The 20331-nt window shown below is 66.9% G+C and carries 15 protein-coding genes and 2 tRNA genes; 1 reads left to right on the top strand and 16 read right to left on the bottom strand.

All coding sequences use genetic code 11. The features are described 5' to 3' along the window. Positions 1–53: 53 nt before the first annotated feature. The 8 genes from AC3ANW_RS04540 to AC3ANW_RS04505 are packed head-to-tail and all read right to left on the bottom strand — an operon-like array spanning position 54 to position 9139. Positions 54–1544, bottom strand: coding sequence for an N-acyl-D-amino-acid deacylase family protein (locus AC3ANW_RS04540; RefSeq protein ID WP_488344014.1), 1491 nt, complete (start codon positions 1542–1544; stop codon positions 54–56). Continuing rightward, on the bottom strand, positions 1537–2436 hold the full coding sequence (locus tag AC3ANW_RS04535) for a MurR/RpiR family transcriptional regulator (RefSeq protein ID WP_488344013.1): 900 nt from the start codon (positions 2434–2436) through the stop codon (positions 1537–1539). Before AC3ANW_RS04535 ends, AC3ANW_RS04540 begins: the two co-directional genes overlap by 8 nt. 31 nt (positions 2437–2467) lie before the next feature. Next, positions 2468–3727: an amino acid deaminase gene (locus tag AC3ANW_RS04530; protein ID WP_488345353.1), complete on the bottom strand. Its 1260-nt coding sequence runs from the start codon at positions 3725–3727 to the stop codon at positions 2468–2470. Between the two features lie 42 nt (positions 3728–3769). Continuing rightward, the gene (locus AC3ANW_RS04525) at positions 3770–4744 is read right to left on the bottom strand and encodes an ABC transporter ATP-binding protein (protein ID WP_488344012.1); all 975 of its coding nucleotides are present in this window, start codon (positions 4742–4744) and stop codon (positions 3770–3772) included. After that, a complete protein-coding gene (locus AC3ANW_RS04520) occupies positions 4741–5769 on the bottom strand; it encodes an ABC transporter ATP-binding protein (RefSeq protein WP_488344011.1) in 1029 nt (342 codons plus the stop codon). Before AC3ANW_RS04520 ends, AC3ANW_RS04525 begins: the two co-directional genes overlap by 4 nt. A 3-nt stretch (positions 5770–5772) precedes the next feature. Continuing rightward, positions 5773–6621: an ABC transporter permease gene (locus AC3ANW_RS04515; RefSeq protein WP_488344010.1), complete on the bottom strand. Its 849-nt coding sequence runs from the start codon at positions 6619–6621 to the stop codon at positions 5773–5775. A gap of 3 nt (positions 6622–6624) precedes the next feature. Further along, positions 6625–7566 (bottom strand): ABC transporter permease, encoded by a 942-nt coding sequence (locus AC3ANW_RS04510; RefSeq protein WP_488344009.1) that lies wholly within the window; start codon positions 7564–7566, stop codon positions 6625–6627. A 10-nt stretch (positions 7567–7576) separates the two neighbouring features. Further along, a complete protein-coding gene (locus AC3ANW_RS04505) occupies positions 7577–9139 on the bottom strand; it encodes an ABC transporter substrate-binding protein (RefSeq protein ID WP_488344008.1) in 1563 nt (520 codons plus the stop codon). Between the two features lie 157 nt (positions 9140–9296). Between AC3ANW_RS04505 and AC3ANW_RS04500 the strand changes: the two genes are divergently transcribed. Next, the gene (locus AC3ANW_RS04500) at positions 9297–9689 is read left to right on the top strand and encodes a RidA family protein (RefSeq protein ID WP_488344007.1); all 393 of its coding nucleotides are present in this window, start codon (positions 9297–9299) and stop codon (positions 9687–9689) included. Positions 9690–9716: 27 nt separating this feature from the next. Here the strand turns inward: AC3ANW_RS04500 and AC3ANW_RS04495 are convergent, their stop codons facing one another. From AC3ANW_RS04495 to uvrC, 8 genes are all read right to left on the bottom strand, one after another. Next, the gene (locus AC3ANW_RS04495) at positions 9717–10508 is read right to left on the bottom strand and encodes an acid phosphatase (protein WP_488344006.1); all 792 of its coding nucleotides are present in this window, start codon (positions 10506–10508) and stop codon (positions 9717–9719) included. Positions 10509–10669: 161 nt separating this feature from the next. Next, positions 10670–14497 carry a trifunctional transcriptional regulator/proline dehydrogenase/L-glutamate gamma-semialdehyde dehydrogenase gene (gene putA, locus AC3ANW_RS04490; protein WP_488344005.1) on the bottom strand — a complete coding sequence of 1276 codons (3828 nt, stop codon included), beginning with the start codon at positions 14495–14497 and terminating at the stop codon, positions 10670–10672. Positions 14498–14944: 447 nt separating this feature from the next. Further along, a tRNA-His gene (locus tag AC3ANW_RS04485) sits at positions 14945–15020 on the bottom strand. A 41-nt stretch (positions 15021–15061) separates the two neighbouring features. Then, positions 15062–16987 (bottom strand): SurA N-terminal domain-containing protein, encoded by a 1926-nt coding sequence (locus AC3ANW_RS04480; protein ID WP_488344004.1) that lies wholly within the window; start codon positions 16985–16987, stop codon positions 15062–15064. A gap of 96 nt (positions 16988–17083) precedes the next feature. Further along, positions 17084–17159 (bottom strand) — tRNA-Val (locus AC3ANW_RS04475). A gap of 16 nt (positions 17160–17175) precedes the next feature. Then, positions 17176–17448 carry an HU family DNA-binding protein gene (locus AC3ANW_RS04470; RefSeq protein WP_488344003.1) on the bottom strand — a complete coding sequence of 91 codons (273 nt, stop codon included), beginning with the start codon at positions 17446–17448 and terminating at the stop codon, positions 17176–17178. Between the two features lie 296 nt (positions 17449–17744). Next, complete coding sequence (pgsA, locus tag AC3ANW_RS04465) at positions 17745–18311, bottom strand: CDP-diacylglycerol--glycerol-3-phosphate 3-phosphatidyltransferase (protein ID WP_488344002.1); 567 nt, start codon at positions 18309–18311, stop codon at positions 17745–17747. Positions 18312–18345: 34 nt separating this feature from the next. After that, entirely contained in the window at positions 18346–20289 is a 1944-nt protein-coding gene (gene uvrC, locus AC3ANW_RS04460; protein ID WP_488344001.1) for an excinuclease ABC subunit UvrC, read from the bottom strand. Positions 20290–20331: the final 42 nt, after the last annotated feature.

The raw sequence follows: 20331 nt of genomic DNA, 5'->3' as shown, positions 1-20331 counted from the left end.
GGGATGCGATGCGGATCAGGGTCCCGTCAGGTAGCCGCACATCGAAATGAAACTCAGGACATCGGCGCAGCATTCGATTCAAGGCGACGCAACATCTTCCCGGCTCTCTCAGGCCGGGCTCCACGCTCGGTAAAACTGCAGATCCCGTTGACGTAGACCCGGCCGACACCGACGCTCGGGCTCACCGGCACGTCGTAGGTGGCGGTATCGGCAATGCGTTTCGGGTCGAACACCACGATGTCCGCGAACGATCCGACCCGGAGCAGACCGCGATCGACGATGCGGAAGTTGCGGGCGGTCAGGCCGGTCATCTTGTGCACCGCCTGCTCCAGCGTCAGCAGGCCTCGCTCGCGCCAGTAGCGTGCCAGCACGCGGGGGAAGGCACCCCACAGCCGGGGATGCGGATGGCGGTCGTGTGGCAGGCCGTCCGAGCCGATCATGCTGCGCGGATGCGAAATCACACGCTCCACGTCTTCCTCGTGCATCTGGAAATAACAGGCCCCGCCCGGCATCAGCCGCAGGCAGGCCTGCTTCTGGTCCACGCCCCATTCGGCCGCGATGTCCGACAGGAGCCTGCCGGTGAACGAAGGATAGGGATCGCTCCAGGTCAGCATCACGTCGATGACACCGTCCACCAGGTCTTCGCGCAGAACCGTCGAACCGGCCACGTAGGGGTAGACGTCGAGTGCAATGGCCTGGCGCCCGGCCAGTGCGTCGATCAGAGGCAGGGTTTCGCGGGTGCGGCCCCATTGCGCGGGTCCGGCGCACTTGTGGTGCGACAGCACCAGCGGCAGGCCGGCGTCGAACGCGGTGTCGGCGGCTTCGTGCATCGCCTCCAGGATGGTCTGCATCTCGCTGCGCAGGTGCGTGGCATAGACGCCGCCGTGTCGCGCCACCACCCGAGCCAGGGCGGTCACTTCCTCTGCCGGCGCGGCAAATGCTTCTGCATAGAAAAGACCGGACGACATGCCGTGCGCGCCGGCCGACATGCATTCGTCCAGCAGCGCGGCCATGTGTTCGTTTTCGGCGGCGGTCGCGGGGCGCGTCAGGTCGGCCATCACCGCGAAACGCAGCGTGGTGTGGCCGACGAGCGCCGCCACGTTGAGCGCCGGCCGTGCGGCCGTCACGGCTTCGCGATACGCGGCCATGCTGGGGTAACGGAAAGAATCGGCCCCCAGCAGGCTGAGTGGCGGCCGGGCGGTGTCGGTGCGGTACGGCGCCAGCGAAATGCCGCAGTTGCCGGTGACCAGGGTGGTGATGCCCTGCGACAGCTTGGCAAGATAAGCCGGGTCCCGCAGCACGATGGCGTCGTCGTGGGTGTGGCAGTCGATGAAACCCGGGGCGATGACCTGGCCCTGGCATTCGACGACTTCCACATCCCCCACGACCGCGCCGTCAGGCAGGTGTGCAGCCAGGCGTGCACGCAGGCCTTCGCCCAGTGCCACGATGCGCTCGCCGACGACCAGCACGTCGCCCGGCCAAGAAGGCCCGCCGGAGCCGTCCACCACCAGCCCGCGCTCGAACAATATCGCCTTGTCAGCCATGGGCGACTCCTCCGCCGTCCCAGCTTTGCAGCGGGTGCGTCACGGTGTCGATGCCGTGTTTCTGCAGCGCCTGCCGGACGCCGCGCAGCCGCCGCACCGCCGGTTCGCCGACCCGCTGGGCCACCAGCACGGTAAGAATCTCGATCAGCGTCAGGTGCGCCAGGTAGGCATCGATGCCGACGTGCATCACCGCATCGTCCGGCACCCGCAAGCCGAGCACCCAGTCGGCGCGTTCGGCCAGCGGGGTGTCCGGACGGGTGATGGCGATCACCTTCGCACCCTGCGCACGCGCGATTTCCACCGCGTCCAGCAACGAGGGCATGCCGCCGACATGGGTGATGGCGATCACCACGCCGCCGGCCCGCTGCGCGCCCGCGGCCACCTGCTGCAGGTGGTAGTCGGCCCAGGCGGTGGTCGAAAGGCCCAGCCGGAACAGCCGCGCCTGCAGATCGGTCGCCATGAACCAGGAGGTGTTGCCGGCGCCGTAGATGTCGATGTGCGACGCCGTAGCGATGGCGTCCACCACCTCCGCGAGCATTTTCAGGTCGAGCTGGCTGCGCACGCCGGCGACCGAGGCGGCCGCGCTGCGGGATATCTTGGCGACCACGTCCTCGGCTGCGTCGGCGATGTCCACCCGTCGGTGCAGCGGCGAGCCGCCCACTGCGAGTTCCTGTGCCAGTGCCAGCTTGAATTCGCGAAGTCCCACGAGGCCCAGGTCGCGGCAGGTGCGCATGATGGTGGGCACCGAACTTCGCGAGCGTTCGGCCAGCTGTTCGAAGCTCTCGGCCAGCGCACGATCGGGGTCTTCGAGAATGGCGTCGAGGATCGCCCGGCGGGTGCGGGGTGCGCCCTCCCGGGCCTGGGCGATACGTTGAAGCAGGGTTTGTGTCATGGCACGGATCTCAGGGTTCTCGAAGGCAGCTTCAGAAGTGCAGCGTCACCGCGTCCGTGACCGAATAGTCGTTTTCCACCACCGGCATCCAGTGCCATTTGTCGAAGGTGGTGCAGGGGTGGGAAATGCCCAGGCCCACCCGGTCGCCGACACGGGGTGCATCGACTTCTTCGGTCGCGTCCCAGCGCAGGTACGCGTGCTGGTCGTTCAGCGCGGTGATCTTCCAGCCTGCCGGCACCGTCGCGGCGACCTGGTCTCCGGCCGCCGCCCGGGCGATGGGCATCGGCAGCGACAGGTCGAAGGAAATGTCGCGTTTGCCCACTGCCAGGATGGCCAGGCCGGGCTCGGGGCGGGACTGCACCATGGCCCACACTTCCATCGCCGGTCGCAGACTGTCGGTGCAGCCGCAGCGGCGTTCCACCTCGGCCAGCATGCGGGTGTAGAAGCCGTGGTCGTGCGTCAGGTAGCAACCGGGGCGGATGATGCCGCGCGTCGGCCGCGTCAGGCTGGGCCTCAGCCGGACCGCCACCAGGTCGAAGATGGCCGAGCCACCGGCCGACACCAGCACTTCGTCGGCCTCGAACAGCCCCTCTGCGTCGGCTTGGCGGGCCACTGCCGCCACCCGGTCCATCAGGGCATTTGCGAAGTCCTTGTCGGCCGTCGAATCGCCGGTGGCGCCCAGGCCTTCGTAGCATTCGATGCCTGCCAGCCGCACCGCCGGGCTGGCATTCAGCGCTCGCGCCAGCGCCACCGCCTCGCCGTGGGTGCGGCAGCCGGAACGTCCGCCGTCCACGCCGATCTCCAGCAGCACCTCGAAGGGCTGGCTCCCGGCATGGGCGGCAGACCAGGCGTCGATCAGGCCGAGCTGCGCCTGGGAATCCACCAGGAAAACCACCCGCAGGCCGTCGTGGGCCGCCAGTAACGACTGCAGCGCGGCGAAGTCGTGCGGATTGACAACCTGGTTGGCGATGAGCGCCCGCCGCACACCGGCCGCCACGCCGACCGATAACTGATTCACCGTGGCGAAACTGATGCCCCAGGCGCCGGCGTCCAGCTGGCGCTTGAAGAGCTGCGGCGACATGGTCGTCTTGCCGTGCGGCGCGAGATCGACGTTCCAGCCACGGGCTCGGTCCTGCATCCAGGCCAGGTTGTGTTCCAGCGCCTCACGCTTCAGCAACGCGATCGGCATGGGCAGGTCGCCGGCCAGCACGTTCCAGCCAGCGGCCGCCACGGCGTCGCGGGCGACCGGTGCGTGGTCCAGGGGAAAGCCCTTCAGGCCGGCGGCGAGCATGGTGTCTTGGGTCATATCGGTCTATCTTTCTCGGTCGGTCGGTTAGGCGCTTGCGCCTTCCAGCATCACGTCCTTGCGCAGGCAGGCGGCCCAGCGGCCGGGAAGCACTTCTTCGGGCACCGGAACCTGCTGCGCGCACACCTCGATGGCGAACGGGCAGCGGGTGCGGAACACGCAGCCGGATGGCGGCGAGACGGGGCTGGGGATGTCGCCCGCCAGCGGCACCGGCGCAAACGCGGCGGTGGGGTCGGGGCGCGGGCTGGCGGCCAGCAGCGCGCGCGTATAGGGGTGCAGCGGCCGTTCGAAAAGTGCGTCGGTGCGGGCCACTTCCATCACCCGCCCCAGGTACAGGACCACCACCCGGTCGCACAGGTATTCGACCACGTCGAGGTCGTGCGAAATGAACAGCATGGTCAGCTGCAGCCGTTCCCGCAGGTCGGCCAGCAGGTTGATCACCTGCGACTGGATGGAGACGTCGAGGGCCGACAGCGGTTCGTCGGCCACGATGAATTCCGGCTCGACCGCCAGCGCCCGCGCCACGCCGATGCGCTGCCGCTGGCCGCCCGAGAATTCGTGCGGGAACCGGTCGGCGTGTTCGGCGCGCAGGCCCACCAGCTCCAGCAGTTCGGCGATGCGCCGGGCGCGTTCGCCACGGCCCTTGTGCAGCCCGTGGGTCGACAGCGCCTCGCCCAGGATGGCCGAAATCCGCATCTTCGGGTTCAGGCTTGCATAGGGGTCCTGGAAAATGATCTGGAGCTTGCTGCGCAGCTTGCGCATCTTTTCGTCCGACAGCGCGCCGATGTCCTCGCCGCGGTACAGCACCTGGCCGTCGCTGCGTTCGATCAGCCGCAGCAGCGTGCGGCCGATGGTGCTCTTGCCCGAGCCCGACTCGCCGACCAGGCCGAGCATTTCGCCGGGCTGGATGGCAAACGAAACGTCGTCCACCGCGCGCACCGGCCGGTCGCTCCTGCCGAAATATTTCTTGAGGTTTCGCACTTCGATCAGCGGGGTGTTCATGCCGCCTCCTCGACGTTTGCGGTCGTCACGCCCGGCACCCTGATGCAGCGCGCCTGCAGGCCCGGCCCGGTTTCGATCAGGGGAGGCATTGCGGCGCGGCAGGCGTCTTCGGCCAGGTCGCAGCGTGGCTCGAACGCACAACCCGGCGGCGGCGACAGCGGGCTGGACACCTGGCCGCGAATGGCAAACAGGCGTCCGGGCCGGGGCTGGCCCGGCTGGCGCGCCCGTGCCGGCAGGCACTGCAGCAAACCCCGGGTGTAAGGATGCGCCGGCTGGCCGAACAGCGGCAGCACCGGCGCCGTCTCGACCACCCGTCCGGCATACAGCACCACGACGTCATCCGCATGGTGGGCGACCACCCCCAGGTTGTGGGTGATGAACAGGATGCTCATGCCGGTCTCGGCCTGCAGGCGGCGCATCAGCGCCAGGATTTGCGCCTGGATGGTCACGTCCAGCGCGGTGGTGGGCTCGTCTGCGATCAGCAGCGTGGGGTCGCAGGCCATGGCCAGGGCGATCATCACCCGCTGCCGCATGCCGCCGGAAAGCTGGTGCGGATATTCGTGCAGGCGCTGGCCGGCGGCCGGAATCTCCACCAGGTCGAGCATGCGGCGCGCCTCGGCCAGGGCAGCGGCGCGGCCCAGCCCCTTGTGCTGCCGAACACCTTCGGCGATCTGCTCGCCGATGGTGAACACCGGGTTCAGGCTGGTCATCGGCTCCTGGAAAATCATCGACAACTGGTTGCCGCGCAGATCGCGCATCTGCGGTTCCGGCAAAGCCAGCAGGTCGACCGTACGGCCCTCGCGGGTGGTGAAAAGCGCCCGCCCGCTGACCCTGGCCTGGGCCGTCTTCGGCAACAGCCGCATCAGCGTCAGGCTGGTGACCGACTTGCCCGAGCCGGACTCGCCCACCAGCGCGGTGGTCTTGCCGGGCTGGATCGCAAAACTGACATCGGCCACCGACCGCACCAGGCCGGCCGGGGTGGGAAACGAGGTGGAAAGGTTCTCTACGACAAGGCGTGGTGCCATGGTTCAGCCCGCCTTCTGCAGCTTGGGATCGAGCAGGTCGCGCACGCCGTCGCCCAGCAGTTGCAGCGACAGTGCGGTAAGGATGATGGCCAGGCCCGGGAACAGCACCACCCAGAATGCCTGGTGGGCATATTGCTGGCTACCGGCGACCATGGTTCCCCAGGTCGGCACCTCCGGCGGCACGCCCACTCCCAGGAACGAGAGCGACGCCTCGGCCAGGATGGCGTAGGCGAAGATGAAGGACAGCTGCACCAGGATCGGCGACATGAGGTTGGGCAATATGTGCCGCCACAGGATGCGCGAGGTACGCACGCCCAGCGCCCTGACCGCCTCCACGAAAAGCAGCTCGCGCACCACCAGCGTCTGCGCCCGCACCACTCGCGCCACCCGCGGCGTGTAGACCAGTACCAGCGCCAGCACCACGTTGAACAGCGTCGGCCCGAGGATGGCCACCAGCGCGATGGCCAGCAGGATGTCGGGGAAGGACATCATGGCGTCGACGATGCGCATCAGCGGTGTGTCGAGCCGCCGGAAGAAACCCGCGAACAGGCCGATCAGCGTACCCAGCACCACCGCGCCAGACGCGGTCAGCGCGGCGATGGCCAATGAATAGCGGGCGCCGAACATGATGCGGGCGAACAGGTCGCGGCCCAGTTCGTCGGTGCCCAGCAGGTGTTCGCCGCCGGGGCTCCGCAGGCGCTCCAGCACCGCCGTGTCGTTGGGGTCGAAGCCGCTCAGCCACGGCGCGGCCAGGGCCGCGACGGTGATGAGCAGCAGCAGCAGGCTCGCCGCCATCACGATGCGGCGGTGCATGAGCTGTCGCAGGAAACGCATGGAAGTCAGGGAACGCATGGCTTAGGCCTTGATGCGCGGATCGACCACCGCATACAGCAGGTCCACCGCGAAATTGATGAGCACGTAGATGCCGGCGATCACCAGCAGCGCGCCCTGGATGACCGGATAGTCGCGGCGCAGCACCGCGCCCACCACCAGGTTGCCGACGCCGGGCAGGCCGAACACGGTTTCGGTGACGACTGCGCCGCCGATCATCAGGGCCACCGTCAGCCCCAGCACGGTCACGATGGGCACCAGCGCATTGCGCAGCCCGTGCTTCAACACCACCACACGTTCGGGCAGGCCCTTGGAACGGGCGGTGCGCACATAGTCCTCACCCAATATGTCGAGCATGGATGCCCGGGTGAAACGGATGATGAGCGCGGAGTTCAGCAGCCCCAGCACCGCCGCCGGCAGCACCAGCGTGTGCAAACGCTGCGCCAGCGTCGCATCCGGTGCGCCGTAGCCCGACACCGGGAACCAGCCGAGCGACACCGCGAACATCTGGATCAGCACCAGTCCCAGCCAGAAGCTGGGAATGCTCGCGCCCAGCATCGCCAGGCCGGTCACCACCTGGTCGAGCATCCGGCCCCGGTACACGGCGGAAAGGATGCCGCACGGTATGCCGATGGCCGCCGCGATGGCCACCGCCATCAGCGCCAGCAAGGCGGTGGGTTCGGCCCGCTCGGCCAGCGCCTGGGTCACCGGGCGCTGCAGGAAGATGGAATCGCCCAGGTTGCCGTGCGCCACCTGGCGCAGCCAGTAGCCGAACTGAACCGGCAGGGGCTTGTCCAGGCCGTATTCCTTCTTCACCCGCTCCACGTCGGCGGAAGTGGCCTGGTCGCCCAGCAGCACCGACACCGGGTCGCCCGACGCCGCCCGCGTCAACGCGAACACGATCACCGCCACCAGGGCCAGCACCAGCACCATGCCGGCCAGCTTCGACAACAGAAACTTCAACATGGTCGCAGCTTCACTGGATACGAGCGTTCCAGAAGAACGGCCAGGTCGACGGCTTGTAGTTCACCAGTGCGGGGCTGGCGGCCGACAGCCCGTTGAACTTGCCGACATTGATGTAGGGCACTTCCTCGTAGACCACCTGCTGCACCTTGCCCCACAGCGCACCGCGTTTTGCCGGATCGGCCTCGCGGTTGAAGGCCGCCAGCGCGGCCTGCTTGGCGGGCGTGGACCACCAGCCCGGCGCGCCGTCGCCCAGTTGCGGCGGCGACAGCATCGGCTCGGGGAACTGGCCGCTGTGGGTCACGTAGATGTCCCACAGGCGGGCATCGTTGCGGCGCTGCACCAGCGTGGCCCAGTCGACCACGTTCAGTTCGACCTTGAAACCCGCGCGCTTGAGCTGCTCGGCCAGCAGCAGCGCCATGTTGTAGTGGAAGTCGTATTGCCGGCTGGCCATCACGCGGACCGGTTCGCCCTTGTAGCCGGCCTTTTCGGCGGCAGCCCTGGCGGCCTTGGCATCACGCTGGTTGTAGCGCTCGGTACCGGCGGTCGAATAGAAAGGCGAGCCCTTCGGAAAGTGGTTGCCTTCGGCCACGAAGAAGCGGGTGTCGCCGAAACCGGCCGCCAGCATCTCGCCTTCGCCGATGGCCATCTGCATTGCCTGGCGCACCGCCGGGTTGGCCGCCACGCCCTCCTTGGTGTTGAGCACCAGGTAGGGGAAACCGAACGAAGGCGTCAGCGACGGCACCGTCTTGCCGCCGCTCTTCTCGAGCCGCGAATAGGCCTCGACCGGCAGCAGGTCGGCGAAGTCGTACTGGCCGGCCAGCGCGCCCTCGACGCGGGTGCTGGTGTTGGGCACCGGCACGAAACGCAGTTCCTCGATCAAGGCCTCGCGTTTGCCGCCGTAACCGTTGGCGGCGTCGGTGCGCGGGCTGTACTTGTCGAAGCGGGTCAGCAGCACGTAGGCATCGGGCTTGCGCTCCTTGAAGCGATAAGGACCGGTGCCGACAAAGCTGGCCAGCGGCGAGGCGATCGACTCCCTGGCCATGATCGCCGCCATGCCGCTGGGCAACGCCAGCTGCGCCAGCAGCGGTGCGTAGGGCTGCTTCAACACGATCTCGATGCCCAGCGCGCCCTTGGTGCCGATGCGTTCGATCTGTTCACCGGTCGCCTTGCCGCGCGGCGACTGTTCCATCCAGCGCTTCAGGCTGGCCACCACGTCGTCGGGTGTCAGGTCGCGGCCGTTGTGAAGGTGGATGCCCCTGCGCAGGGTGATGTCGTAGGTGCGTGCGTCGGCCGACACCCTGGGCTGCGATTCAGCCAGCATCGGCACCACGTTCCAGCGGGAATCGAAGGTGTAGAGCGTCTCGAAGACGTGCTGCATGATCGTGCCCACCAGGTCGGCGGTGGACGCCATCGGGTCCAGCGTCTGCGGCTCGCCCACCATCGCCAGCGTGGCGTAGTTGCGTGGTGCCGGTGCCTGCGCCCGGGCGGCGCCGGACAGCAGCGCAACGCCCGCGCCCAGGGCAAAGACACCGTGCACCAAAGTACGGCGATGGAAGAAAGCGGGTTTCAGCATGGGGATCTCCAGCAACGGGTTGCACCAGATGGGTGAAATTAATTTTCACTTTTGACGAATATCGCCGAAGCAATGCAATCTTCAGGCCCGTGATTTCCCGGATTTACGCATTTCTCTGAAATATACTTTCAGATCACCCCTTTTCAGGACCACAGTCATGCCTATCGAATACCTCGGCGTACCTCCCACCGCATCCGACCGCCAGGCGCGGCCCCTTTCGCCGGCAGTTCGCGCCGGTGACTTCGTCTACGTGTCGGGCCAGGTGCCCGTGGATGCCAACGGCGAGCTGGTCTCCGGCAGCGTCGAGGTGCAGACACGACAGGTCATGGAGAACGTGAAGGCCGCCCTGGCACTGGCCGGCGCCACTTTCGACGACGTCTGCAAGACCAACTGCTGGCTGTCGGACGCCCGTGACTTCGGTGCCTTCAACCGCATCTACATGTCGTTCTTTCCCGGTGGCAAACCGGCGCGTTCCACCACCGAGGCGCGGCTGATGATCGATGCCAAGGTCGAAATCGACGTGATCGCCTATTGCCCGGCGCGCAGCTGAGACGCTGGAGGCTGCGCGAAAGAGATGTCAGGGTCGCAGCTGCCGAGTGGTCGCAAGAGGCTGGACGTCGGCTGCGCAATCGGCCGAAGGCAACGCACCTTCGGCCCGGGCATCCGACACCTCCGAGCGCGCGGCCTGCAACTGGGACAGGAACATCGGCTCGGCGTGCAGCCTTGCGACGGTGGCGGCGCCGACCAGACGGCCGGCTTCGATGTCGCTCTTCCAGTGCACACCGCAGATGGCGCGGCTCTGCGAGAAGGAGCGGCCACGCTGCAGGATGGCGTCGGCACGTTCGGGTGCGATTTCGGCGAGCACCAGCGCCCAGGCCCAGCCGACGGACGCATGGCCCGAGGGATAGGAGCCATCGGCCGCCAGCGCTGCTTCCTCGGCCGGAACGCAGCTCGGTGCGTGCATGAAAGCGAATGGCCGCATGCGTTTGTAATGGTCCTTGGCGGCATAGGGGGCCAGGCTGGCATCGCCCTGGGTGCGGCGCATGAGCATCGCCAGGTTGGGTGTGCCGCGCATTGAAATATCGATGCCCAGCGCGCAGGAGAAAGCGTTCGGGCCAGCCGGAAACGCCTGGGCCGCATCGCGGATGGCGATCCCGCCGCGCGCTGTCGGCTGCAGCGCGGTCAGCTCCTCGAAACTGGCGCGGTCGTCGGCGAATGCCGCACTGCCCTCCACCGGAGGTGCCGGCAGCAGAGCCAGGCTGTCGGGCAGGTCAGACGGCGCAAGATAGCCTTTCAACACGCCGTAGCCGGGCCAGATTTCGCCGATCTCGCGCGGGTCGACGGGAGCGGAAGCCGGAGCCGGCTGCATCGCGCATGCCGAGAGGCAAGCCGCGAATGCAGCCACGCAGATGGCGCGCCCGCCGCGATTACCCGTAACGCACGCAGCGCCCGCAGCCGCTGCAGCCGCCGCAGCGGCTTCGGCTGCGAATCGAGCCGGTTTCCTTATTCGCTCCGACATGGGTACCTCCCTCAGCCGATGGTCATCAATGACGCGTTGCCGCCCGCCGCCGCCGTGTTGGTGCTGACGGACCGCTCCAGCACCAGGCGCTCGAGCGCGTAACGGCCACGGCCGCTGGCGATCTCGTCGGGCAGCAGGCCCTGCACCGCCAGGATGGGGCCGTCCCGCAGGGCGAGACGGCGATTGAGGTCACGCAGCGCATCGCCGTCACCCTCGAACAGCACGGCGTCGAACTCTGCCTCCGGCATGGCGGCGGGGTCCACGAAACGGGCCGGCGCGGCGCCTTCGAGGCTGGTCGCATGGGCGCGGGCGGCCGGCGTGTCGGCCCAAAGCGCACGATTGCCGGTGGCCAACACCGCCTCCCACTGGGCGGCGGCGCCGGCCCGGGAAGCCGGCACGCACAGAACCGTGCCGCGCGGCAGGAGGCAATAGGTGTTGCGCTCACCGGTCGGGCCGGCGAGCGTCCGGGGCTCGTCCATCACGAGCCGCGGCGCTGGGCCGCTGGCCAGCAGTCGGTGCAGGTAGAGCGGACCACCGGCCTTCGGGCCGGTGCCCGACAGCCCTTCTCCGCCGAAAGGCTGCACACCCACGACAGCGCCCACCACGTTGCGGTTGACGTAGACATTGCCCGCGCGGATGCGCCGCACGATGCGTGCCACCGTCTCGTCGATACGGGTGTGCAGGCCGAAGGTCAGGCCGTAGCCGGTGGCGTTGATCGCGTCCACCAGCTGGTCCAGGTCGCCGGGCCGGAACCGCACCACATGCAGGACCGGGCCGAAGACCTCGCGCTCGAGCTGGCCCACGCTGTCGAGCTCGATCAGCGTGGGTGCCACGAAAGTGCCTTGCCGGCAGTCCTCCGCCAGGGTCGCCTGCTCGACCTTGCAGCCGGCGGTGCGTAGCGCGGCGATGTGGCGCTCGATGCCGGTGCGGGCCTCTTCGTCGATCACCGGCCCGACATCGGTGCCGAGGCGGTCCGGGTTGCCCACCGCAAGCTCCTGCATCGCACCCTTGAGCATCGCCAGCGTGGCGTCGGCGATGTCCTCCTGCAGGCACAGCAACCGCAGTGCGGAGCAGCGCTGGCCGGCGGAGTCGAAAGCGGACTGCAGAACATCGACCACCACCTGTTCGGCCAGTGCGGAAGAGTCGACCACCATGGCGTTCTGCCCGCCGGTCTCGGCGATCAGCGGTATCGAATGGCCGTTGTTGTCGAGCCGCTCGGCCAGCGTCCGGGCGATGGCGCGCGCCACGGCCATCGAGCCGGTGAACACGACGCCCCGCACCCGGGGGTCCGCCACCAGGGCGGCGCCGACGGTTTCCCCATGTCCCGGCAGCAGTTGCAACGCTCCGGCGGGAACGCCGGCGGCGTGTAGCAGGCGAACCATCACGGCGGCGATCAGCGGCGTCTGTTCCGCCGGTTTGGCCAGCACGGTGTTGCCCGCGGCCAGCGCCGCCGCCACCTGCCCGGTGAAGATCGCCAGCGGGAAGTTCCAGGGACTGATACAGGCTACCGGACCCAGCGGACGATGGGTGTCGTTGGCCAGTTCGTCGCGCGCCTGAGCGGCGTAGTACCGCAGGAAATCGACCGCCTCGCGGACTTCGGACACGGCGTTCGACAGGGTCTTGCCGGCCTCGCGCACGATCAGGCCCAGCAGCGGCTGCATCTGGGCTTCGAGTGCGTGCGCGGCCTGCTGCAGGCAGCGGGCGCGCTCTTGCACCGGCGTGGCCTGCCAGATCGGCGCCGTGTCGGCTGCCTGCAGCAGGGCCTGTTCGACCTCGGCAGCGTTCGCCTCGATCACATGGCCGACCACATCGCGGAGGTCGGCCGGATTGCGTACAGGCACGGCGCGGCCTGCATCCCAGGGGGCGTCGACCGCGCCGGCCGCGTCGAGCAGCGGAGCGGCACGGGCTTCACGGGCGGCCGTGCCCAGCAAGGCGGCCGACAGCGAGGCCAGGCGATGTTCGTTGGCCAGGTCCAGGCCGGCCGAATTGGGCCGGCCCGCACCGCCGGCATCGCGATACAGATCCACCGGCAAGGCGATGCGTTCGTGCGGCGCCCCGGCTGGGGTGATGGCTTCGGCACCGACGACCGGATCGGCCACCAGCGTATCGACGCTGACACGGCTGTCCGCGATCAGGTTGACGAAAGAGGTGTTGGCCCCGTTCTCCAGCAGCCGCCTTACCAGGTAGGCCAGCAGCGTTTCGTGCGTGCCGACCGGCGCGTAGATGCGGCAGGGACGGTTGAGCTTGCCGGCAGCCAGCGGGCCGGTGACTTCCTCGTACAGCGGCTCGCCCATGCCATGCAGGCACTGGAACTCGTACTGGCCCGGATAGAAGTCCTGCCCCGCCATCTCGTGGATGGCCGCCAGCGTGTAGGCGTTGTGGGTGGCGAACTGCGGGTACACCGCCTGCGGCGCGGCCAGCAGGCGGCGGGCGCAGGCCAGGAAGGAAACGTCGGTGTAGACCTTGCGGGTGTATACCGGATAACCCTCCAGACCGTCCACCTGGGCACGCTTGATCTCGCTGTCCCAATAGGCGCCCTTCACCAACCGGACCATCAGCCGATGGCGGCTGCGCTGGGCGAGGTCGATCAGGTAGTCGATCACGAAGGGGCAGCGCTTCTGGTAGGCCTGCACCACAAAACCGATGCCGTTCCAGCCTTGCAGCTCCGGATCGAAACACAGCGCTTCGAGCAGGTCGAGGGAAATCTCGAGCCGGTCGGCTTCTTCCGCGTCGATGTTCAGGCCGATTTCGTAGCGGCGAGCCAGCAGCGCCAGTTCGCGCACGCGGGGCAGCAGCTCGGCCATGACCCTTTGCTGCTGCGCCCGGCTGTAGCGCGGGTGCAGGGCCGAAAGCTTGATGGAAATGCCCGGACCTTCATAGATGCCGCGGCCGGCGCTGGACTTGCCGATGGCATGGATGGCCTGTTCGTACAGCGCGAAATAGCGGCGTGCATCGTCGGCCGAGGTGGCAGCCTCGCCCAGCATGTCGTAGGAATAACGAAAACCCTTGGCTTCATGACGTCGGCTGTTGGCGAGCGCGGCGGCGATGGTCTCGCCTGTGACGAACTGCTCGCCCATCAAGCGCATCGCCATGTCCACGCCCTTGCGGATCAGCGGCTCGCCACCCTGGCCGATCAGGCGGGACAGCGCGGACGAAAGCGATTTTTCGCTGCTGGTGGAAACCAGCCGGCCGGTGAGCATCAGTCCCCAGGTGGCGGCATTGACGAACACGGACGGCGAATGGCCGATGTGGGCTTTCCAGTCGCCCTGGCTGATCTTGTCGCGAATGAGCACGTCGCGGGTGGCGCGGTCGGGTATGCGCAGCAGGGCCTCGGCCAGGCACATGAGCGCGACGCCTTCCTGGCTCGACAGGGAAAACTCCTGAAGCAGGCCGTCCACACCGCCGCCCAACCGTTTGGCGCGCAAGGCGGTCACCAGCTTGCGCGCCAAATCCTGGGCTTTTTGTGCAGTGGGGGCGGGCATGCGGGCCTGGCTGATCAGCATCGGGACACATTCCGGCTCGGGGCGCCGGCCGGCAGCGGTAATGGCCGCACGCAATATGGACTGGGGTGCGACGGATTGAGCGAACTCCAGGAACGGTTGCACCGGTGCCTGGCCGTCTTCGACGCGGGTTGCACCCATGTCAGGATTGTTTTCCGCCTCGGATTCGCCGGCCGGCAGCATTTCGCGCGGCGTCGTTCCGCGTTCGACCTTATCCATCATCACCAGCACCGCCTGTTTGATGAACCAGTGCGGCGTGCGCCCGAGCGTGTCTGCAGCCGCCCTGAGGCGCGCCTTGAAGGTGTCGTCGACCTTGACGCCCAGCGTGGTGAAAGCCATATCAGTGATTTTCCGAATCGGACGGTCCGGTGCGGGCCGGAGCGACTATGACACGGAGGTGCGCAGTTTCTGCATGAGGTGCAACCACAGCACCTCGCCATCGCGCCGGCGCCAGCGGAACGACCCGCCCCACGCCGGGTGCCGTGGACATGCCCGACAGACCGGTAACCGCTCAGGCCATCTTCTTCCTCGGCAAACGTAGCCAGGCTCTTGACGGTCTCAGGGCGGAAGGCGGGATTCGCGGCTGGAACGGGGGTCGGGGCGCGCAGCCGAAGGCCCGGAACCGAAGGCTATTGCGCCTTCATCGGCGCACAAGGCATTCGGATACCTGCTTCACCGCCTGTACAGCTTGTGTGACAGACCGCGTGGCTATTGGCTCAGGCGCCAGCCACCTGATCGCAGGCTCCAAAACAAAAACCGGCCCTTCAAGGCCGGTTTTTTAGATTTTGGGGTGGCTGATGGGGCTCGAACCCACGACAACAGGAATCACAATCCTGGACTCTACCAACTGAGCTACAGCCACCGTAGAAGCCTCGAATTATAGCCCGAAAATTGGGTGAAAAATCAGCCTGCGCCGCCGATCGTGATCGAAAGTGGTTTCGGCACCTTGATCTGCACCTTCATGCGGGCACGCAGCCAGTCGTAGTAGGCGTTGCTTTCAGCCGAACCCCAGGCCTGCGCTACCTGTGCCCGCTCGACCACCGGATCGTTGGCCGGTGTCGCCACACGTGCCTCGATCTTGTTCACGCGGATGACGGCGTAGGCGCCAGTGCCGGTTTCGGCACCCACCCACGCAGGCAGGCTGGCCGACGGCGCACGCATGGCGGCGGCCACTACGGCTGGTGCCTGCTGCGCGCCTTCGGTCCGCGACACATTGACGGCAGCAGCCAGCGCTGCGCTGGCCGGTGCGGCTTTCCAGGCGGCCAGCTTGGCTTCGCCGTCCTGCTTGGCAAGAGCGATGGATTTCTCGGAAACCCACAGGGCACGGACCTCGTCGCGCACGTCGGCGAACGGCGGGGTGCGGGCGGGGGTGTATTTGACGATACGGGCCGAAGCCAGTTGGCTAGGGCCGGTCTCGACGGCTTCGGTGTTGCGTTTCTTCTCGACCGCGTCCGGTGCGAAAAGCGCGGTCAGCAGGCGCGGGTTGGCCAGCGCGCCGTTTTGGCTGCCGGTTGGCACACGGCCGACGTTGGTGGCGGTGCGCAGCGGCAGCTTGAGTTTGTCGGCCACCGGCTTCAGGCTGTCCGCCTGTTCGTAGACGGTGTTGGTAAACGTCTCGGCCACTTCGGCAAAACGTTTCTGGGCTTCCTGCTGGCGGAACTGGGCTTCGAGTTCGGGACGCACTTCCTCGAAGCTGCGTTGGCGTTGCGACTTGATGTCGGTCAGCTGGAGAATGTGGTAGCCGAAGTCGGTGGTGATGACGTCGCTGATGTCGCCCTTCTTCATGGAGAAGGCTGCGTCCTCGAACGGCTTCACCATGGCGCCACGGGCAAAGAAGTTCAGGTCGCCGCCTTGCGTGGCCGAGCCCGGGTCTTGCGATTCCTTGCGGGCCACGTCGGCAAAGCTGCCGGGGTTCTTGCGGACGGCAGCCAGCAGTTGTTCTGCATGGGCCTTGATCTTGTCGCGCTCGGCTTGCGGCGCATCCTTTGGCACGGTGAGGAGGATGTGGCTGGCACGGCGCTCTTCCTGGCCGACCAGCCGGGCCTGGTTCTGTTCGTAGAAGGCGCGCAGATCGGCCTCGGCCGGTGCGATGCCTTGCTTGATGGCGTCGATATCGAGCACCACGTATTCGACGTCGGCCTGCTCGGCGCGGCGGAAACGAGCCTGGTGGGCGTCGTAATACTTCTGCAGGTCGTCGTCGGTCGGCACCGCCTTGGCAACGTAGTCGGCCGCCTTGAACAACGCCACCTGGATGTTGCGCTGCTGGAAGAAGGACGACAGCACCGCATCGGCCTGGGCCTGGGTGGCGATGCTGGTGGACGACACGCCTTCCAGCACCTGGCGCATGGCCATCTCGCTCGCCAGGCGGGCCTCGTAGCCTTCGGGGGTCATGCCCTGGGCAGCCAGGATCTGGCGGTACTGGGCGATGTCGAGCTTGCCGTCGGCACCACGCAACTGGGCGATGGACGGGTCTTGCTGCAAGGTGCTGGCCAGGCGCGATTCGCTGGGCGCCAGGTGAAATTTGTCCGCAGCGGCGCGCAGAACACGTTCGCGCACCAGGCGCTCCAGCGTGGCGTACTTGGCTTCAGGCGAATCGAAGAACTTGGCGTCGATGTTGGGCGACTGCGAACGGGCACGTTCGACGGTGATGCGGTGGGCCTCGTCCCATTCGGCCTGGGTGACATCGCTGCCATCCACCACGGCCACGGCCTTGCCTTCTTCCATCGAGCGGCGGTAACCGTCGACACCGAACATCACGAAGGACGGAATGATCAGCAAGAAAAGCAACACCATCACGATCTTGGAGTGCTTGCGGATGAATTCGAACATGGCGGGCTCTCAATGGGCACCCAGGGTGCGCCGTGGCTAAAACAAAATTGCCAAGAAAAAAGGCGAACAGAGCGTTCGCCTTTTTAGTGCTGTGGGTGGTGGGTGCTGACGGTCTCGAACCGCCGACCTACGCCGTGTAAAGGCGCCGCTCTACCAACTGAGCTAAGCACCCCACATTCAACAAAACCTTAATTCAGGGCGTCCTTCAGGGCTTTGCCCGGACGGAATTTCGGTACTTTAGCAGCCTCGATCTTGATGGTCTCTCCCGTACGGGGATTGCGACCGCTGCGAGCAGCCCGGGTACCGACGGCAAAGGTGCCAAAACCGACCAGCGAAACCGTGCCGTCCTTCTTCAGGGTGAGCTTGACTGCATCGATGGTGGACTCGAGCGCGCGGGTGGCAGCGGCCTTGGAAATGTCGGCGTTCTTGGCGATGTGCTCGATCAATTCGGTCTTGTTCACAAATAGCCTCTTAAATTGCGGGGGTAGACGTGTGCGGTGGTTCGCGGATGGTTCGCGGGTCGCTGCCGGGGTCGGTCCACAAGTGGAAGACCAGGCGGCCCCAAAGGGGCGGCAGGCAGGCCGGGACACTGATTAAAACCAGTGACACCGGGGGTGTCAACAAGAGGTGCCAGGTGACCGGTGATGACCGGCGATGGCCGGAGAACCAGCTGCAGAACCTCGAAAGCGACTCGCGCCCGGCGGATGGAACCACCGCGAAAGGGCGAGATTCTAGTCGCATTCGAAACAGCGTCCGGTTACTTCACCCGGGCGCGGATCTCGGGGAGCGCTTTTTGCAGGTAATAGACCATCGACCAGACCGTCAGGACCGCGGCGGCCCAGATCAGGACGCGGCCCCAGAGGCCGGTGTCGACCACGCCGAAGATGGTCGCCTGGTAGAGCAGGAATGGAATGGCCACCATCTGCACCGTGGTCTTCACCTTGCCCAGCATGTGGACCGCCACGCTGCGCGATGCGCCGATCTGCGCCATCCACTCGCGCAGGGCGGAAATGGCGATCTCGCGGCCGATGATGATCAGCGCCACGAAGACATCGGCGCGCCCCAAGTGCACCAGCACCAGCAGGGATGCGCACACCAGGAACTTGTCCGCGACGGGGTCCAGAAAAGCGCCGAAGGAAGAGGTCTGTCCCAGCTTTCGTGCCAGCCAGCCGTCGAGCCAGTCGGTGAGCGCGAAGACAATGAACATCACCGTGGCGATGAGGTTGCAGGCAGCCGGTGTGAGAGGCAGGTAGAAGACGCCGGCGATCAGCGGAATCGCAACGATCCGCGTCCAGGTCAAGATGGTCGGCAGGGTCCAGAACATCGGGGCATTATGGCTCGCGGAACCGGGCTTCCCGTCAATGCAGTGCCCGGTAGATCTCTTCCGCCAGCTCTTTCGAAATGCCCTCGACCCGCATGATGTCCTCGACACCCGCGGCGGCCACGCCGCGCACGCCGCCGAAGTGCTGCAGCAGCCGCGCCCGTTTCTTGGGCCCGATGCCGGCGATGTCTTCCAGCCGGCTGCCTCCGGTGCGTACCTTGGCGCGTTTGGCCCGCATGCCGGTAATGGCGAAACGGTGGGCCTCGTCGCGGATCTGCGCGACCAGCATCAACGCCGCCGAATCGCGTCCCAGCCAGACCTTTTCGCGGCCGTCGGCGAACACCAGTTCTTCCAGCCCGACCTTGCGGCCCTCGCCCTTCTCGACACCGACGATCAGCGCCAGGTCGAGCCCTAGTTCCTCGAACACGCCCCGTGCCATCGACACCTGGCCCTTGCCGCCGTCGACCAGCACCAGGTCGGGCATGCGCGCCGTGCCGACCTTCGGCTGGTCGGGGTCGGCCGACATCCGCGCCGCCTCGGCCAGCTTGCCGTAGCGCCGGGTCAGCACCTGGCGCATGGCGGCGTAATCGTCCCCGCCGATGATTCCCTCGATGTTGTAGCGGCGGTATTCGGCGTTCTGCATCTTGTGGTGCTGGAACACGACACACGAGGCCTGGGTGGCCTCGCCGGCGGTATGCGAGATGTCGAAACACTCGATGCGCAACTTGTCCAGGTCGTCTGGCGCCAGGTCCAGGGCATCGCTCAGCGCGCGGGTGCGGGCCTGTTGCGAGCCTTCTTCGGCCAGCAGGCGCGCGAGCTGCAGGTCGGCGCCCTTCTGCGCCATTTCCATCCAGATGCGGCGCTGGCCGCGCGGGTTGTGCACCGCCGAAATGCGGAAACCCGCCGTCTCGGACAGCGCCTCGACCAGGTCGGCCGAAGCCGCCACGCCGGTCACCAGCGCCGGCGGTACGGCCGCGCCGGTGTAGTGCTGGGCCAGGAAGGCGTCCAGCACCTGTTGTTCGATGGAAGCGGTCGACACCGCCTTCTCACCCTCGAGCTCATCCAGCGCCGCCGATTCGATGGCGGCAGCGTCTTCCACATGCACCGGGAAATAGGCCCGGTCGCCCAGGTGCCGGCCGCCCCGCACCATCGCCAGGTTGACACAGGCGCGGCCGCCCTGCACCTTCACCGCCAGGATGTCGACGTCCTTGTCGGAAGCGGTCTCGATGGTCTGCTGGTGCAGCACCTTCGACAGCGCCGATACCTGGTTGCGCAATTCGGCGGCCTGTTCGAACTCCAGCCGCTCGGCGTGGGCCAGCATGCGCTGGTTCAGCGTCTCGACCACTTCATGGGTCTCGCCCAGCAGGAACCGTTCGGCATGCGCCACGTCCACGCCGTAGGCCTCGGGCGAGACCAGGTCCACGCAGGGCCCCGAGCAACGCTTGATCTGGTACAGCAGGCAGGGCCGGGTACGGTTGTTGAACACGGTGTCCTCGCAGGTCCGCAGGCGGAACACCTTCTGGATCAGCTGGATGGATTCCTTCACGGCCCAGGCGCTGGGGAAAGGCCCGAAATAACGGTGGCGCTTTTCAACCGCTCCGCGGTAATAGGCCATGCGCGGAAACTGCTGCGAATGGCCGGCGCCGACGCCGGTGATCTTCAGGTACGGATAGCTCTTGTCGTCCCGGAAAACGATGTTGTAGCGCGGGTTCAGCGTCTTGATGAGGTTGTTTTCAAGCAGCAGCGCCTCGGCTTCCGACCGGACCACCGTGGTTTCCATGCGCGCGATGCGGGCGATCATGTGGCCGATGCGGGTGGCACCGTGGCTCTTCTGGAAATAGTTGGCGACCCGGCGCTTCAGGTTGCGGGCCTTGCCCACATACAGCAGCGCGCCCTCGGCGTCGAAGTATCGATACACCCCCGGCAATTGCGGCAGCGCCGCGACCTCCGAAAGCAGTTGTTCTGAATGCACGTCTGACATGCGGCCTATTGTCGCGCCGCGACAATCGCCGGCTGTAAGGCA

The sequence above is a fragment of the Xylophilus sp. PBN-3R genome (assembly GCF_057747805.1).
This window is presented reverse-complemented; position numbering and strand designations above follow the sequence as displayed.